This window comes from Cerasicoccus maritimus, assembly GCA_031296935.1.
Classification (GTDB): Bacteria; Verrucomicrobiota; Verrucomicrobiia; order Opitutales; family Cerasicoccaceae; genus Cerasicoccus; species Cerasicoccus maritimus.
On the sequence record JAVDPD010000004.1, the window covers coordinates 203,027 to 218,806 of the forward strand.

At 57.6% G+C, this 15,780-nt stretch carries 17 protein-coding genes; 11 read left to right on the plus strand and 6 right to left on the minus strand.

The window, feature by feature from the left end; all coding sequences use genetic code 11:
* Positions 1–2: 2 nt before the first annotated feature.
* From RBB62_RS04040 to RBB62_RS04060, 5 genes are all read right to left on the minus strand, one after another.
* The gene (locus RBB62_RS04040) at positions 3–476 is read right to left on the minus strand and encodes a hypothetical protein (protein WP_309397293.1); all 474 of its coding nucleotides are present in this window, start codon (positions 474–476) and stop codon (positions 3–5) included.
* A 14-nt stretch (positions 477–490) separates the two neighbouring features.
* Complete coding sequence (locus tag RBB62_RS04045; protein WP_309397295.1) at positions 491–1,054, minus strand: YqgE/AlgH family protein; 564 nt, start codon at positions 1,052–1,054, stop codon at positions 491–493.
* Positions 1,055–1,120: 66 nt separating this feature from the next.
* Positions 1,121–1,747, minus strand: a complete 627-nt coding sequence (locus tag RBB62_RS04050; protein WP_309397297.1) for a type II secretion system protein GspG — start codon at positions 1,745–1,747, stop codon at positions 1,121–1,123.
* 3 nt (positions 1,748–1,750) lie between these two features.
* Positions 1,751–2,257: a deoxycytidylate deaminase gene (locus RBB62_RS04055; RefSeq protein WP_309397299.1), complete on the minus strand. Its 507-nt coding sequence runs from the start codon at positions 2,255–2,257 to the stop codon at positions 1,751–1,753.
* Between the two features lie 13 nt (positions 2,258–2,270).
* Positions 2,271–2,642, minus strand: coding sequence for a hypothetical protein (locus tag RBB62_RS04060; RefSeq protein WP_309397301.1), 372 nt, complete (start codon positions 2,640–2,642; stop codon positions 2,271–2,273).
* Here RBB62_RS04060 and RBB62_RS04065 point away from each other — a divergent pair.
* Positions 2,631–3,638 carry a rhomboid family intramembrane serine protease gene (locus RBB62_RS04065; RefSeq protein ID WP_309397303.1) on the plus strand — a complete coding sequence of 336 codons (1,008 nt, stop codon included), beginning with the start codon at positions 2,631–2,633 and terminating at the stop codon, positions 3,636–3,638. The genes RBB62_RS04060 and RBB62_RS04065 overlap by 12 nt on opposite strands.
* Before the next feature lie 132 nt (positions 3,639–3,770).
* Positions 3,771–4,917 (plus strand): peptide chain release factor 2 gene (gene prfB, locus RBB62_RS04070; protein WP_309397305.1). Its coding sequence is split into 2 segments (ribosomal slippage): positions 3,771–3,845 and positions 3,847–4,917, totalling 1,146 coding nucleotides; the frame shifts between segments, so codons are not numbered across the junction.
* A 7-nt stretch (positions 4,918–4,924) separates the two neighbouring features.
* Here the strand turns inward: prfB and RBB62_RS04075 are convergent.
* A complete protein-coding gene (locus RBB62_RS04075; RefSeq protein WP_309397307.1) occupies positions 4,925–5,899 on the minus strand; it encodes a site-2 protease family protein in 975 nt (324 codons plus the stop codon).
* A gap of 79 nt (positions 5,900–5,978) precedes the next feature.
* Here RBB62_RS04075 and RBB62_RS04080 point away from each other — a divergent pair, with 79 nt between their 5' ends.
* The 9 genes from RBB62_RS04080 to RBB62_RS04120 all read left to right on the plus strand — a co-directional run bounded on the left by RBB62_RS04080 (position 5,979) and on the right by RBB62_RS04120 (position 15,768).
* A complete protein-coding gene (locus RBB62_RS04080; RefSeq protein ID WP_309397310.1) occupies positions 5,979–7,526 on the plus strand; it encodes a sigma 54-interacting transcriptional regulator in 1,548 nt (515 codons plus the stop codon).
* A gap of 260 nt (positions 7,527–7,786) precedes the next feature.
* Positions 7,787–8,794 carry a tRNA epoxyqueuosine(34) reductase QueG gene (gene queG / locus RBB62_RS04085; protein WP_309397312.1) on the plus strand — a complete coding sequence of 336 codons (1,008 nt, stop codon included), beginning with the start codon at positions 7,787–7,789 and terminating at the stop codon, positions 8,792–8,794.
* A gap of 52 nt (positions 8,795–8,846) precedes the next feature.
* Positions 8,847–9,107 carry a PLDc N-terminal domain-containing protein gene (locus RBB62_RS04090; protein ID WP_309397314.1) on the plus strand — a complete coding sequence of 87 codons (261 nt, stop codon included), beginning with the start codon at positions 8,847–8,849 and terminating at the stop codon, positions 9,105–9,107.
* Between the two features lie 315 nt (positions 9,108–9,422).
* Positions 9,423–9,863: a hypothetical protein gene (locus tag RBB62_RS04095; protein WP_309397315.1), complete on the plus strand. Its 441-nt coding sequence runs from the start codon at positions 9,423–9,425 to the stop codon at positions 9,861–9,863.
* Between the two features lie 140 nt (positions 9,864–10,003).
* Positions 10,004–11,086 carry a recombinase RecA gene (gene recA, locus RBB62_RS04100; protein WP_309397317.1) on the plus strand — a complete coding sequence of 361 codons (1,083 nt, stop codon included), beginning with the start codon at positions 10,004–10,006 and terminating at the stop codon, positions 11,084–11,086.
* 151 nt (positions 11,087–11,237) lie between these two features.
* A complete protein-coding gene (locus RBB62_RS04105; RefSeq protein ID WP_309397319.1) occupies positions 11,238–11,486 on the plus strand; it encodes a hypothetical protein in 249 nt (82 codons plus the stop codon).
* A 65-nt stretch (positions 11,487–11,551) separates the two neighbouring features.
* Positions 11,552–12,910, plus strand: coding sequence for a tRNA uridine-5-carboxymethylaminomethyl(34) synthesis GTPase MnmE (mnmE, locus tag RBB62_RS04110; RefSeq protein WP_309397322.1), 1,359 nt, complete (start codon positions 11,552–11,554; stop codon positions 12,908–12,910).
* A complete protein-coding gene (locus RBB62_RS04115; protein ID WP_309397324.1) occupies positions 12,907–14,838 on the plus strand; it encodes a tRNA uridine-5-carboxymethylaminomethyl modification enzyme MnmG/GidA in 1,932 nt (643 codons plus the stop codon). Before mnmE ends, RBB62_RS04115 begins: the two co-directional genes overlap by 4 nt.
* Positions 14,839–15,066: 228 nt before the next feature.
* Positions 15,067–15,768 (plus strand): response regulator transcription factor, encoded by a 702-nt coding sequence (locus RBB62_RS04120; protein ID WP_309397326.1) that lies wholly within the window; start codon positions 15,067–15,069, stop codon positions 15,766–15,768.
* Positions 15,769–15,780 lie beyond the last annotated feature (12 nt).

The window sequence follows — 15,780 nt, forward strand, 5'->3', positions numbered from 1 at the left end:
GATTACTGTTGGGTTTCCGGTGCTTCTGGACTGGCATTCATTGCATTGAAGATGTCGGTCAAGCTTTGGCCTCGCAATGAGTCTGGTTTGAGAAAGCGGCCTTGGAAAAAATGTTCTCGATCATCAAAAACGTAGATGCTCTGAATCGAACCGTCAAAATTCGAAAGCAATTCTCTGTTCTCAGCTCCGGATGCCTGAAGCTTGCAAAAACAAAAGAAGACCAGCTTGTTGCCTTCAAGCGGCTGAATGACGCCCACTAATGGGATGTCTTTCACTTCGCGGCCCATGCCGTATTTGCTGAAGATCTTCCGGATGTCGCTACCAATTTTGATTTCTTGGAGCACTTTCGACGGTATCGGCGTTAGCGGCACATCATGGTATGAAGTATCGTTGAGGAAGTCATAAGGCTCAGCTCTGCATACCGCCAAGCCCATTAAGAGCACGGCTAAATAAGTGATGAGTTTTGACTTAGGCACTGGAGTGTGAGGCCTTAATTCAACGACGGGTCGTCCGGGGCGTCTGCGAGGAAGCCGAGCTCGGGCTGGAGGCGGTGGAGGTAAGATTTCCACAGGTCCTCGCCGTGCTCGTCGGCCAGGAGGGTGTCGGTGACGGGGCTGACCAGCCAGGCGTTTTGCTCAAGCTCGTGCTCCATCTGGCCTTGCGACCAGCCGGAGTAGCCGAGGAATGCGCGGATCTCGGCATTGTCATCGGCGAGCTTGAGCTTGCGCGCGGCTTCTTCGCTGAGGCCAAAGTGGAGGCGGAACACGCGGCCGTCCTCGTCCCAGCGCCAGGCGGCGAGGATGACTTGGTCGGTCTGCACGGGGCCGCCTTCATAGATGGGCACATCGGACAAGGGGCCGAAGGTGAAGTCGTCGTTTTTCTCGCCGAGGGTTACCCCGAGCGGGCGATTGATGATCACGCCGAGCGCGCCGTCGTCGTCGGTGTGCGCGGAGATCAGGACTACGGTGTGGCGAAAGTTCGGATCGAGCAGGGAGGGGTGCGAAACCAGCAGTTGTCCGGACAAGTCATCAAAATCGGCCTTTAAGTCGCTCATATTCACTCCAACTATGCTAGCCGGCCATGGAGGCATGGCCAGTGTAAAGGCGGCAGGCGGTTGGCGCTACCAATTGCCGATGTCGTCCTCGCTCGGGATGCCATCGGGGCCGAGAGACCAGACGTCGTAGGTGTCGGGGTTCTGAATGCCCGGGTAGAGGAATTTGTAGTGGTTGCCCCACGGGTCGATGAGGGTTTCGCGAATGTAGGGGCCCTGCCAGCGCGGGTTGTTGCCGAGATTGGTGGACAGCTGGGCGAGGCTGGTGGGGAAGGCGCCGACCTGCGCGGTGTAGGTCATGATCGGGCCGTCGATCTTTTCGTTGATGAATTCTCTGGCCGTGGCTTGGCGCTCGGCTTCGAGCTTGGGGTCGGCAGGCGTCTTGAGGAAGCGGGCGTTATCGGGCGGGGGCGTGTAGTCCGGCAGCGGCGTCTTGGCCTCGGGCCCGTGCTCGTAGTGGACGGGCGTCAAGGTGGTGTCCCCTGCGCGGCGGGTCACCTGCCACACGCGGCCAGTGGCGGTGTCGATGAGGAGCTGGGTGTTGCCCGCCTCATTGAGCAGAAAACGGCCAACCGGCAATGCTGCGGCGGTGGCCTCAGGCTTGGGCGGCGGCGGCGCGTTGTCGATGGAGTCATCGGCCAAGAGGGATGCACATGCGCTCGCGAGCGCCAGACAAAGAAAGGGGGTTTGCTTCATGATTTATAACTTTATCACTTCGACCCCGGCTTCGCGCAAAAGCTCCATCGCGATGGGGTCGTTCTTGTAATCGTGGCGATACTTGATGGTCGCAATGCCAGCGGACAGCAAAATCTTTGTGCAATTAATGCACGGAAAATGCGTGACGTAGGCCGTGGCGCCCTGCACGGAAATGCCGCGTCGGGCGGCGTCGGCCACGGCGTTTTGCTCGGCATGGACGGTGCCCTGCTCGTGGTCGTCGCGGACGCGGGACTGGTGCGGATGCCCGGGCAAGAAGCCGTTGTAGCCCGCCGCAATGATGCGGTTGGGGTGCGCGCCGGCGGAGACCATCACCGCGCCCACATGGAGGCGTTCGCAGCTCGAACGCGAGGAAATGAGCAACGCGGTCGCCATGAAATACTGGTCCCACGACGGGCGCTCACCCCCCGGCGCGACGGCGGCTTCAATGCGGTCCAGCAGGCTCGCAGCTTCAGTTGCGGGGTCGAGAGGATCTGGCGTGGGAAGGCTCATAGTGTGGAATGGGTCATTGGCGGCTGAGCAAATACAGGTTCAGCAGTTTGCTGAGCCAAGGTGAGCATAGCAGGATTATGCCCAGCCAGATTTTCATGTCACTGTCATACTTTTTAAAAACTTTGAGCAGGCTGCCTTCCTTGGGGGCGGCGTAGAGCTCCAGGTAGGCGACGAGCATCAGCGTCCAACCAAGAAAGCACAGCCCGCGCCACAGCGGCTGTGGCGCGAAGGTAGCAAAGTAAGACGAGCCATAGGCGAAGGCCAAACCAAGGGGCCAGGCAATCTGCGACACGCGGTTGCGAAACCGGCGTTGTCGGGCGTATTGTGCTTCTTCTCGCGCAATACGGAGTGCGATAATTTGCTTCTGTGCGTCGTGTTGCGACAAGATAGCCCGAGTTTGATGCTTTCCACGGCCGTCGCAATAGATTTTCCTGTGAATCCCGTGGCCGAAACCACCGACCAGTTTGCCGAACCGCAACCCGCGCCGCCGCCGGGGGTGTTTGCCATTGGGCCGTATGCCTCGCCCAAGCGGGCGCGCGAGCATGGCCTCGTGATCCTTGCCATGCGGCTGACCTATGAGCTCGTGGACGGCGAGCAAGGCGGCTACTACCTGTGGGTCGATGAGGCCGAAAAGGACGCCATCTACGACCAGCTCGCCAAGTATCAGCGCGAGAATAAAAACTGGCCGCCGCGTCCCCTCACCGCCCTGCCCTCCGATGCGCCGGCCTCGCCGCTGAGCCTCGTGGGCTACGCGCTGGTGTTGATCATTATGTTCGCTGCGCAGTCCGCGTGGCCGCGCTTCACCGAGCTGGGCGTGAGCATCAACACGAAGATTTTTGACGGCGGGCAATGGCAGCTGCCGATGACCGCGCTCACGCTGCACGGCGGGCTTGACCACGTGATCAGCAACCTCGTTTCGGGCATTTGCTTCGGGTTCCTGATCAACCGCATCTTCGGCGCAGGGCTGGCGTGGACGCTGTTTGTGCTGAGCGGCTATGTCGGCAACGTGCTCAATGCCTGGTTTTACTGGCCGGAATACCACGGCTCGCTGGGCGCCTCGACGGCGATCTTTGGCGCGCTGGGGATGCTCGTGGGGCATGCGTTGGCGGGGCGGTTTTCCCCGGCTGAGCGCGCGAGTCTGAAGCACCGCGCCATCCCGCTTGGCGCGGGGATTATCATCCTGCTGCTGACGGGTTTCAGCGGCGGCAACACGGATGTTTTGGCCCACGTGTGGGGCTTTGTGGCGGGCATTCCGCTCGGTGCATTGGGGTATTACCTGCTGTCGCGCTGGCCGGACCTGTCGCGTTCCAAGTCGCTGCTGGTCGTGCCGCTGTTGCTGATCGCGCTGGCCTGGGGCATCACCGTGGCGATGAATGGCTAAGGTAGGGACGGTTGCCCCAACCGTCCGTTCAGTTGAATCGGCTCTCGGGATGTAATCGGACGGTTGAGGGCAACCGTCCCTACCTCACATTCCTGCTTGCCAAGCCACGCGGCGCCCTGCTTTTTTCACGCCATGCAAATCGAACCCGAAGTCCGCTCTCAGATCGAAGAAATTACCCGCCGCTCCGGGCATCTTTGGAGGTATCTTTGACGTCGCGGGTAAGCAAAAACGCATTGCCGAGCTCGAAGAGCAGATGAGCGGCGCCGGCTTTTGGGACGACCAAAAGGCCGCGCAAAAAGTCATTGCCGAGAGCAACCAGTGCAAGTCGGCGATTGAAGCGATTACCAAGTTTCAGCCGCAGGTCGACGACCTCAATGCGATGGTCGAGCTGGTCGAAGAAGCCGACGAGGAAGAAGGCGCCGAATACATGGCTGAGATCACCAAGACGGCCAAAGCGCTCCACGCGCAGCTGGCCGACCTCGAGATCGGCTCGTTCCTGACGGGCCCGATGGACGCCAACAGCGCGATCCTTTCCGTGCAGGCCGGTGCCGGCGGCACCGAAAGCTGCGACTGGGCGGACATGCTTTACCGCATGTATTCGCGCTGGGCTGAGCGCCGCGGTTGGAAGGTCGAAATCCTCGACTTGCAACAGGGCGAAGAAGCTGGCATCTCCAGCGTCAGTTTGCGCTTTGAGGGCGTCAACGCCTACGGCTACACCAAGGCCGAGCGCGGCGTGCACCGCCTGGTGCGCATCTCGCCGTTTGACTCCAATGCCCGCCGCCACACCTCGTTTTGCGCGGTGGACGTCGTGGCCGAAGTTGACGACGACATCGACATGGACATCCCGTCGGACGAAATTCGCATCGACCTGCAGCGCGCGAGCGGCGCCGGTGGCCAGCACGTCAACAAGACGGAGTCTGCCGTCCGCCTGACCCACTTGCCAACGAACATTGTTGTCTATTGCCAGAGCCAGCGCTCCCAGCACAAAAACAAGGAGCAGGCCATGCGTCAGCTCAAGTCGAAGCTCTACGAACTGAAGCTCGACGAGAAGCGCCAGGAGATGGAAAAGTTCTACGGTGAGAAGGGGCAAATCGGCTGGGGCAACCAGATTCGCAGCTACGTTTTCCAGCCTTACCAAATGGTCAAGGACCTGCGCACCGGCGTCGAAACCGGCAACGTGCAAGCCGTGATGGACGGCGAGCTCGACCCGTTCGTCAACGGCTGGCTCCGCGCTGGCTGCCCCCGCCACCGCAACAAGGAAGTGCAACTGGAGGATTAGGCTTCTTTCAACGTTCCGCTCGCTCCCAAAGTTCGTCCGGGTAAACGAGGCCTGCGAGGTGGCCGTCGCCTACGACGGGGATCGCTACGCCGCTCAGGGAAAAGATTTCCGCAGTGTGGTCGTCCACCCGGTCATCGGGCTGGAAGGTGCGCTTGGTCAGCGGGATGAGGCTTAAGTCGGCAGGCGCGGGTTTCATGATGTCGCGGATGTGTTTGCCGACGTAGCGCTCGATCACGCGCACGTATTTCAGCTCCTGATCGCCGCCGACCCAGATGAACACCAGCAGCACAACGAGCAGGTAGTGATGCGTGACGAGCAGAGACCATGCAATCAAGCCGCCGGCAATCACTTTGGCCGTCCATACGGAGAACTCCGTGGCGCGTAGGTAGCTGACTTTCTTGGCCAGTGCGGCGCGGAGCAGGCGCCCGCCGTCCATGGGAAAAATGGGCAGCAGGTTAAAGAGGCCCATAGCGATGTTCCAGCCGAGTAGGCCCCACGCAAAGCTCGTCCAATGCAGGGACCACGGATTGTAGGGCGAGCGGACGTAGTCGTCGGAAACGTATTTGCGCAGCACGTTGACCGCGCCTTGGGCGACGTTTGCGGGGTCGCCATCATAAACCGACAACGCGGCAAAGAGCACGCCGGCGATGGCGAAATTAACCAGCGGACCGTTGATCGTAATGATCATTTCCTTGCGCGGATCGCGGGGGATGCTCGCCATTTGCGCCATGCCGCCGATCGCCATGAACACGATGCGCGGCACCTGGATGCCGTAGTGCTGGGCGGTGAGGCAGTGCCCCAGCTCGTGCAGGGCGACGGAGATGAACACCAACACGATCATGATGCCCAGCGTGAGCGCGCCATGCCAGCCATAGGCGCGGTGGCCCATGACGACGTAAAATGCCAGCAGCAGGAAAAACGTGAAATGAATTTCCAGCTGGATGCCGAATAAACGGCCAATTTTCCATGATGTGTTCAACACTTGCGCTTCTTAGAAAGGACTCTACGGTAGGTGCATTAATCAACCGCGCAAGCGAAAGCGCGGATCAGAGAATAATGTCATGTCCGTAGAACAGTCCATATTGGTAATTGATGATGATGAAGGTCTTCGCTATTCGCTGGAGCGCGTGCTCTCGGCGCGCAGCTACCGGATCATCCAGGCGTCATCCGGTGAAGAAGGCCTGAAGGTCGCCGAAAAGGAGAAGCCCTCCGTCATCTTGCTGGACAACCGCATGGGCGGCATTACCGGCATTGAAACGTTGCAGCACCTGCGCACGTCCAGCCCGGACTCAATGGTCATCCTGATGACTGCCTTTGGCACGACGCAAACCGCGATTGAGGCCATGAAGTTCGGCGCGTTTGACTACATCATCAAGCCATTCGACATTGCGAAGATCTTGGGCCTCATCGAGAAGGCCTTCGCCGCTTACGCTGACCTTCACGAGACCAAGGAGGAATACGAGCCCACGCTCAACAGCGACGACTATCGCGAGGGCATCGTCGGCAGCTCCGATGCGATGCAGGAAGTTTTCAAGGTCATTGGCCAAGTTGCCGCGAGCGATGTGACCGTGATGATCACCGGTGAAAGCGGCACGGGTAAAGAGCTCGTCGCGCGCTGCATCTACCAGCACAGTCTGCGCAATGGTCGGCCGTTCATTGCGGTGAACTGCGCGGCGATTCCGGAAAACCTGATTGAGTCCGAGCTGTTTGGTCACGAGAAAGGCTCCTTCACCGGTGCGACGACGCAGCGACGTGGTAAGTTTGAGCTCTGTGATGGCGGCACGATTTTCCTCGATGAAATCGGCGACATGTCGCTGACCACGCAAACGAAGATTCTCCGCGCCACGCAGGAAGGTGAGATCCAGCGCGTCGGCGGCAATGAAACGATCAAGGTGGATGTGCGCTTGATCGCCGCGACCAACCGCGACCTCGAAAAGCTCGTGGAGGAAGGCGATTTCCGCGAAGACCTTTACTATCGACTCAATGTCGTGCGCCTGCGCCTGCCTTCGCTTCGCGAGCGCAAGGAAGACATCCCCTCGCTGATCGACTTCGTGCTGCAAAAGCTCAACCGCAATCGCAAGACGCGCGCCAAGCGTTTCTCCACGGATGCGATGTCGATCATGACGGCCTATGACTGGCCGGGCAACGTGCGCGAGTTGGAAAACCTCGTTTACCGCAGCGCCGTCGTCGCCGGTGGCGAAGCGATTCTCCGCAAGGATTTGCCGGACGAGCTCCTGCATAAATTTAATGACATTCCTACTGGGGGCAGCGCGACGCCAGCTGTAGCAAAGCCAGATGCTGAAGGTCAAACGCCGCCTCCCATGCCGGTGGGCGATGCCTCTCCAACCCAGGCGCAGAGCGCTCCTGCAGTCGTTCCTACTACTCCGATCGAAGCGGCAGTGTCCGGTAATTTGCAGGATGCTTGCGATGCGCTTTACAAGATTCTACGTAAGGATACGGACGAAAATATCCTCAGCGAAATCGAGCGCGAGATGATCGTGCGCGCGCTCAAGGAGTTTGAAGGTAACCAAGTGAAGACAGCCAAGCTGCTCGGCATCACTCGCGCCACCCTCCGCAAACGCATCGAACAACTCGACCTCAAAGTCTAGGCAACGTCCCGGCAACGTCCCGTTGCATCGGTAGATTTTCGCATTGCGAAAATGTGCGGCGAGGCATGTGTGGCTTTGCTTTGTTTGGCAGAGTGGATTTGTGGGGCAAAGCAACTTTGTAGTAGAAAGTCGCTTTGTAGTGCAAAGTTTGGAAGCTTTTAGAGTGGTTAGATTTGTTCTTCGTTGATTGTTTTTGGTGGTCCGGTTGCTGCTTCGATTTCCCTTTTTCCTTTAATCTTTTTCCTTTAATCTTCCCCACCATGTCCGAGATCAAGGAACGTCTGCGCGCGCTAGCTGAAGCCGAGGGTTTCGATGCTTTTGGTGTTGCGCCGGTGGATGTTTCGTTGCGCAGAGACTATTACTTGGAGTGGATTGCGGGTGGGCAGCATGGGGAGATGTCTTGGTTGGAGCGGAATAATGATCGTCGTTTGGTTCCAGAGAATATCATTCCAGAGGCGCGGAGCATTATTTGCGTGGGGCTGAATTACTACCAGCCTGAGCCTGCGCGCCGTGGGCGCATTGCGAAATACGCACTCGGTAAGGATTACCACAAAACGATCACCAAGAAGCTGAAGCGAATTTGCCTCGTTATGCGGGACGAGCTTGGCAGCGCGCAGCGTCCATATGTCGATACCGGCCCGGTGATGGAAAAACCCATTGCCGAGCAGGCTGGGTTGGGGTGGCAAGGGAAGAGCACGATTTTACTAAACCGCGAAAACGGGACTTGGCTTTTTCTCGGTTTTATTTTCACGACGCTCGAGCTGCCGGCCGACGAGCCGGCGCGCGGTCACTGCGGCACGTGTACCCGCTGTATCGACGCCTGCCCGACCGGAGCGATCACTGGTCCCTATCAACTCGATGCACGTCGCTGCATTTCCTATTTGACGATTGAGCATAAGGGCGCAATCCCGCATGAATACAGGCGGGCGATCGGTGATCGTATTTACGGCTGCGACGAATGTCTGGATGTTTGCCCGTGGAATCGCTGGGCCAAGGTGACGCGAGAGGCGAAGTTTGCGCCGCGGGATTATCCCGACTTGCGCGTCATGCTTGATTGGGATGAGGCGGACTTTACTGAAGCCTTTGCTGGAACACCGATTAAGCGCTCGGGGCTGAGTCGCTGGCGTCGCAATGTGTGTGTCGCACTGGGGAATGTCGGTGATGCTGAAGATTTGCCGTCGCTACAGCGGATCGCCAGTTCGGATGACGCGCTAGCAGCCGAGCATGCCAGCTGGGCGATTGCGGAGATTGAATCGCGCGACGTTTAGTGATTTAGGGAAAATACTTTTAAATTAGGACAGTAGGTGGTAGCTTGTTCCCATGAGCTTCCCTTTTGAGCTTGGCCCGGGGTTAGTCGCGATCATTGCGATTGTCGAAACCATCTGGTTGTTCGCGGTGGTGTGCCACACACGGGAGAATGACATGCGCGACGTTGATAAGATTTGCTGGATGGTCGTGTTGTGCACATTGAATGTGGTTGGCTTGGTGCTGTATATTCTCTTTGCGCCCTTTGCCGTGCGTAGTTTTCGCGAGGCGAAGCGTGTGAAGCCGCCGGAAAAAGAAGGGCTGTTTGAAATCTAACGCCTGAATTTTTTGCTGAAATTGTAGTAAGTGCCCTGAAGATCAAACGATAAGATTATCGAATTACGAGGCATGCTGTAGGACCTAGGTCCAGTTTTTGGAAGCGATGGCGCCTAGATCGCGTAGGCGTCGTCATTTCGCGCTGGGGTGTTTTTGAGAATTGTATCTCAAGTTTTCATGAAGGAGGCGGCATATTTTTCATTTTCGACGACTCCCCTACCCTTTGGAGTGAAAAATGTGCATCTGTGCTCGGTTGAAGGTTGAGGATTTTTGTAAAGGCTGGTTCTGTTGGTAGGTGTGAACGGTAACCCCGCGATGACTTCTGATACAACGCCACAGAGCGATGTCCCCGAACACACGCTCAAGGGTCTGCGCTACACGCGGGCGATTGGTGTGGCGACGGGCGTGTTTCTTGTTGGGTGGATTCCGTTCAACGCCGCACGTTGGATGGGCCAAGCGCCGACGGGCTTGCTGGAGTTTGAGGCATTCTATTTTTGCCTGTTTGGCGGCATGTTGATGCTGCCTTGGTCGCGCATTGCAGCACCAAAGTTATGGCGCGCGCTCTTCATTTCTCTCTGTGTTCTCACGGTGGGCTTCGGCTTTCTGATGGTGATCGACCTGATGTTTCTCTACATTTTGGCGGCGAATGCTGGGCAAAAAGTTGCGCCGCCTGCGTTCCAAAGCATGCTTTTGTTCGCCGCGTTGATCCAGGCACCGACCGTGTATTTCGTGCGCAAACCGCATGCACTGAATTGACTTCTCGTTCCTAAGTGTTGATAGTCATGCACATAAAAATATGTGAACAAGTTGCCACAATGAACTTGCGTCACCGATTGAAACCTGCTTTTCTCTCTCGATAAACAAATTTAATAAATAACCAACTACACGCATAATCCATGGCCGCAAAGAAATCCACGAAAACTCCCACTCCCGACAAGCGCGATAATAAGGCGCTCGACCTGGCAATCTCCGCCATTAACAAGCAGTTTGGCGATGGTGCCATCATGAAGCTTGGCGAGGCAGCGAAGAAGAATATTGATGTCATATCGACCGGCTCGGTCGCGCTCGATCTGGCTTTGGGCGTGGGCGGTTTGCCCAAGGGCCGCATCTGTGAGATCTATGGCCCGGAGTCTTCGGGTAAGACGACCTTCTGTTTGAGCGTCATTGCGGAGTGCCAACGCCAAGGTGGCAACGCGGTCTTTGTGGACGTGGAGCACGCGCTCGATCCTCGCTATGCCAAGATCGTTGGTGTGGATTTGGAGAACCTGATGGTGGCGCAGCCGGAGTCCGGTGAGGACGCCTTGAATATCACCGAGACGCTGATTCGCTCCGGCGCGGTGGACATCATCGTGGTTGACTCGGTCGCAGCATTGGTCTCCAAGAACGAGCTCGATGGCCAGTTTGGCGACTCGACGGTTGGCCTACAGGCCCGTATGATGAGCCAGGCGATGCGCCGTTTGACCGCTGCGATCAACCGCACGCAGTGCATTGCGCTCTTTACGAACCAGATTCGTGAGAAGATCGGCGTCATGTTTGGTAGCCCGGAGACGACTCCTGGTGGCCGCGCGCTGAAGTTCTTCTCCTCCGTTCGCATGGACATCCGCCGTATTGGCCAGATCAAGGCGACTGACGGTTCTGTGATTGGCAACCGCACCCGCCTCAAGGTCGTGAAAAACAAGGTGGCTCCGCCCTTCACCGAGTGCGAATTCGACATTATGTATAACGAGGGTATCTCTCGCACGGGCTCGATTCTCGACCTCGGTATTGAGCACAAGTTACTCGAAAAGAAGGGCGCCTGGATCAGCTACAAGGGGGATCTCATCGGCCAGGGCCGAGAAAATGCGAAGGAATACCTCGGGCAGCACCCGGAAATTATGCAGGAAATCACTGATACCATTCTTGGTAAGGTGGAGGTGCATGGCGGGGATGCGATCGGCACGGACGGCGATAATCCTGATCTGCTTGACGGGAAGGAGTAGACTTTTCTTTAAAGCATTCTTCGATGACGGCAATTCTGAACGAAATGGATTGCCGTCATTTTGTTTCTAGGTTAAATATTTCATCATGAACGCAGTCGCAAGTAACCATCCATTTCAGCTGAATCCCCGGCCAGATCCGTGGTTTTTGCCGATGATGCTTGCGCCCAGTTTTTACGTCATGTTGAGCTTTGGTGTTTTCTGGGGCACTGGAAATGCGATCCTCTGCTCCCCTGCCCTGCTTTTGGTCGTCAGTATGTTTGTGTTGGTGTATTGTGGCCGCGGAATTTATAAGCAGCGCGGTCAGCCCTTGCATCGCCAGGTGTGCCATTTCTGTGCGCTGGTGCTTTTGGTTTACCTGCAATTATTGCTCCCACGCCTGTGGGGGTGGCCGGTAAATTAAACGCTGGCACGTGTGAAGTCCGTTTTTGCGTGAACTTTTCGCCTGCGCTGCTTTAATGCCGCGCCATGCCTTTAGGTGAAACCATCGTCGCTCCAGCCACGCCTTACGGAGAGTCCGCGCTCGCCGTTGTGCGCGTGTCTGGACCACTCTGTCCGCAGTTGGCGGCGGACTGTTTGGGCTCGGAATTGGTCCAAAACCCGCGTTTGGCGCATTTGCGTGATTACAAGTCGCTGTCTGGCAAAGTGTTAGACGGCTGCTTGGCGCTGTATTTTGCAGATAAGCGCAGTTATACTGGCGAACCGTCCCTGGAGCTGTCGCTGCATGGCAACCCGCTGATTGTGCAGGCGGTGGTTGAGGACTTGCTGGCGCGCGGGTGCCGCATGGCCGAACCTGGGGAGTTTACGCGCACGGCATTCCTGAATGGCAAGCTGGACCTGAGTCAGGCCGAGGCGGTGACGGATCTCATCTCCGCGCGAAGCGAGAAGGCGCTTCAGGTTGCGCAGCGCCAACTGGATGGATCCATTGGTCGCCGCATGTCGGCGATGACGGATCGCTTGCTGGAGATCATAGCTGGAGTCGAGGCTTACATTGATTTCCCCGAAGAGGATTTGCCGCCCGAGGATCAGGCGGGCCCGGTTGCTGGTCTGGCCACCCTTTCTCAGGAGCTCGGCGAACTCATCGAAACCAGCCATTATAAGACGCTGCTGCACGAGGGTATTCGCACGGTGATCATGGGCGAGCCCAATGCGGGCAAGAGCAGCCTGTTGAATGCGCTTACGGGCGAAGACCGCGCGATTGTCAGCGCTGAGCCCGGCACGACGCGTGACTTCCTGACCGAGCGTGTGATGATCGGTAGCTATGGCCTTCAGTTGGTTGATACGGCTGGCATTCGTGAGTCGCAGGGTGATATTGAGCGTCAGGGTATCGAGCGCACGCTCAAGCAGATCAAAGGCGCGGACTTCTTGCTCGTAGTCGTGGACCAGTCGGTTCCCCCACCCCATTTCCCGGAAGCTGTTGAGGCGCGCCTTGCCGAGCACCGTGTGCTCGTAGTGGAGAACAAAACGGATTTGCCGCCCCACCCGACTTTTCAAGACGTCCTTCCGGGGCATCCGCGGGTGCGTGTGTCGTTGGCTCAAGGCATTGCTCTGGATGAGCTGCGCACGAAGATTGCAGAAACCTTGGAGGCGGACCGCGTGGTTCCAGCTGCGGATGACCTGATGGTCTCGGCGCGTCATGCGGATGCGTTGTCACGTGCACGTGCCTCGATTGATGGAGCCAGAGCGGGTTTGCGAGACGACATCCCGGCCGAGCTGGCTGCTGCGGGTCTGCGGGATGCGCTGGCTGGCTTTGGTGAAGTCATTGGAAAAGTCGACAACGAGGATATGCTCGATAAGCTCTTCGCTAACTTTTGTATCGGAAAATGAAGCCACCGCTCAAATTTGGACCCAACCAACCCTACGATGTTATTGTTTGTGGCGCCGGCCACGCTGGCTGCGAAGCGGCACTAGCGGCAGCACGCCGTGGTGCCGATGCGCTGCTGCTGACGGGTAACGTCGACACCATTGGCCAAATGAGCTGCAACCCGGCTATCGGTGGCCAGGCAAAGGGGCATATGGTTCGCGAGATTGATGCACTTGGCGGCGAGATGGGCGTCAATACCGACACAACCGCGATTCAGTTTCGCTTGCTTAATGCATCCAAGGGGCCGGCGGTTCAGGCTCCGCGCGCGCAGTGCGACAAGAAGGCTTATCAGTTTCGCTTGAAGCACGTCGTGGAGTTGCAGCCGAGCCTGACTCTGTTTCAGGCAATGGTTGAGGGACTCATCTTCGAGGGCGACCGCGTAATCGGGGTGAAGACCAGCTTCGGCGTCGAGTTCTACGGCAAGACGGTGGTCGTAACGACAGGCACTTTTCTACGCGGTTTGATGCACATCGGCAATCAGAAGAATGAAGGTGGGCGCTTGGGCGACTTCTCCGCACGCGGCCTTTCTGGTAGCTTTCTAGAGGCAGGCATCGAGCTTCAGCGTTTGAAGACCGGCACGCCGCCGCGTATCCTCGGCTCTAGTATCGATTTCTCGCAATGCGAGCGCCAGGATGGCGATGCGGACCCGACCTTGTTTGGCTTTTACGATACTCGACTCGGCGATGAAATGTTCCACGTGGAACAATTGCCTCAGGATTCTGTTGCGGTCGAAGCATTGTTCCACGTGGAACATTCGGGCCAGCGAAAGATGGGTTGGCAGCCGGGGCAGGATCAGGTGAGCTGCTGGACCACGGAGACAACCGAGGGCACGGCGGACGCAGTCCGGAGCAATCTGCATCGCTCGGCGCTTTACGCAGGCGAGATCGAAGGGGTGGGGCCGCGGTATTGCCCAAGCATCGAGGACAAGTTTGTTAAGTTTGCCGACAAGGCCACGCACAAGGTTTACCTGGAGCCCGAAGGCCGCCACACTGACGAGTGGTATGTGAACGGCGTGAGCACGAGCCTACCGTTCGATGTGCAGTTGGAGATGATGCGCAGCATCCGTGGTTTGGAGAATGTCGTCATGCTGCGACCGGCCTATGCCGTCGAGTATGACTTCGCACCGCCGACGCAGCTGTTCCCGTCGCTTGAATCGAAGAAGGTCGAGGGCCTGTTCTTTGCTGGCCAGATCAATGGCACCTCGGGGTATGAGGAGGCGGCAGGGCAGGGACTCGTTGCTGGCGTGAATGCCGTGGCGAAGATCCGCGGTGAGGAGCCGCTGGTCATTGGACGGGATGAGGCTTACATTGGCGTGCTGATTGACGACCTGGTGACTAAGGGCACCCGCGAGCCATACCGCATGTTTACCAGCCGCGCCGAGCATCGGCTCTTGTTTAATCACGGGAGCGCGGAGATTCGACTGCTCGACAAGATTAAGCAGTTTGGCTTGGTGGAAGCCGAGCGTTTGGCGCGGATTGAGGCCAAGGCTGAGGCGGTGCGCTTCTGGATGCAGGAGCTGGAGCGCGTCCGAATCAAGGGCGGCCTGGCGGGGGATATGGTCCGTAAGCATGATGATCTTTCGCAGGTGGAGTTGCCGCCAAATTTCCTGGCTCTCAGCGAGCCGATTCAGCGCGAGACACTTTACCGCGTGAAATACAAGGGCTACCTGGATCGCGAGGAGAAGCACATTGCCCGGCTCCGTAATCTAGAGAAGGTGAGGGTGCCGCGCGATCTCGATTTTCTGGAGGTGAGGGGGCTGCGCAAGGAAAGCGCACTGAAGCTCAACGAGGTGAAGCCTGCCACGCTGGCGCAGGCTGGTCGCATCAGCGGAGTGAATCCGGCGGATATCAGCCTTTTGTTGGTCGCTTTGCAGTCTGGCGCATTGAAGTGATTGGCGTGTAGTTTTGCGTCGAAATGCGGCGATTTAGGGGTTGGAATCGTCGTAACATGTCCGTAGCTTGTCTGTAACAGAGAATTTGCTAAGCGAAAATGGGCGACTAAGCTGCTCTACAAGAGGCACTTGTGGATTTGGTTGAGTCGCTTTTGTGGCCGTTTTGAGGCGGTTGTAACTTTCGTTATTGGCCAGATACATTCGATTCTCCTATTTCAAAAGGCAATTATGAGCCAGGAAGGTGAAAAAAGCATACTTGTTGTCGATGATGAACCCGATGTCACCGAACTGGTGGAGTATAAACTTCGCCAGGCAGGGTTTAGGGTCGCGACGATTAACGATCCGCTTTTGATCATGGGCACGGCGCGGGAATTCCAACCGGACCTGATCATACTCGATATCATGATGCCGGAACTGAGCGGCATCCAGATTTGCCGGATGTTGCGTGCAGACCCCAGCATGTGCGATATCCCGATCGTGTTCCTCACGGCGCGCGGCGAGGCTGAAGATCGTGTGAAGGGGCTGGAGACTGGTGCGGACGACTACATCGGCAAGCCCTTTGATTCGCGTGAGTTGCTGCTGCGCGTTTCGGCGGTGCTGCGTCGCGTGGAGCGGCCCACTGAAGAGCCGGGTAGTACGCTGAGTATTTCGAACATCACCCTCGACATTGAGAAGCACCGCTTGACCTTGTCTGGTAAGCCCGTTGAGTTGACCGCTACTGAGTTCAAGCTGCTGCGCTTGCTGATGGAGCGCAAGGGGCGGGTGCAGAGCCGCGAGCATTTGCTGGTCAACGTTTGGAATTACGAGGCCGACATTGAAACGCGCACGGTGGACACTCACATTCGCCGCTTACGGGAAAAGCTAGGCTCCGAGGCAGGAATTATTGAAACGGTTCGTGGGGTCGGCTACCGTGCGGTTGATGGGCAGTAGCCCGCACCGTTC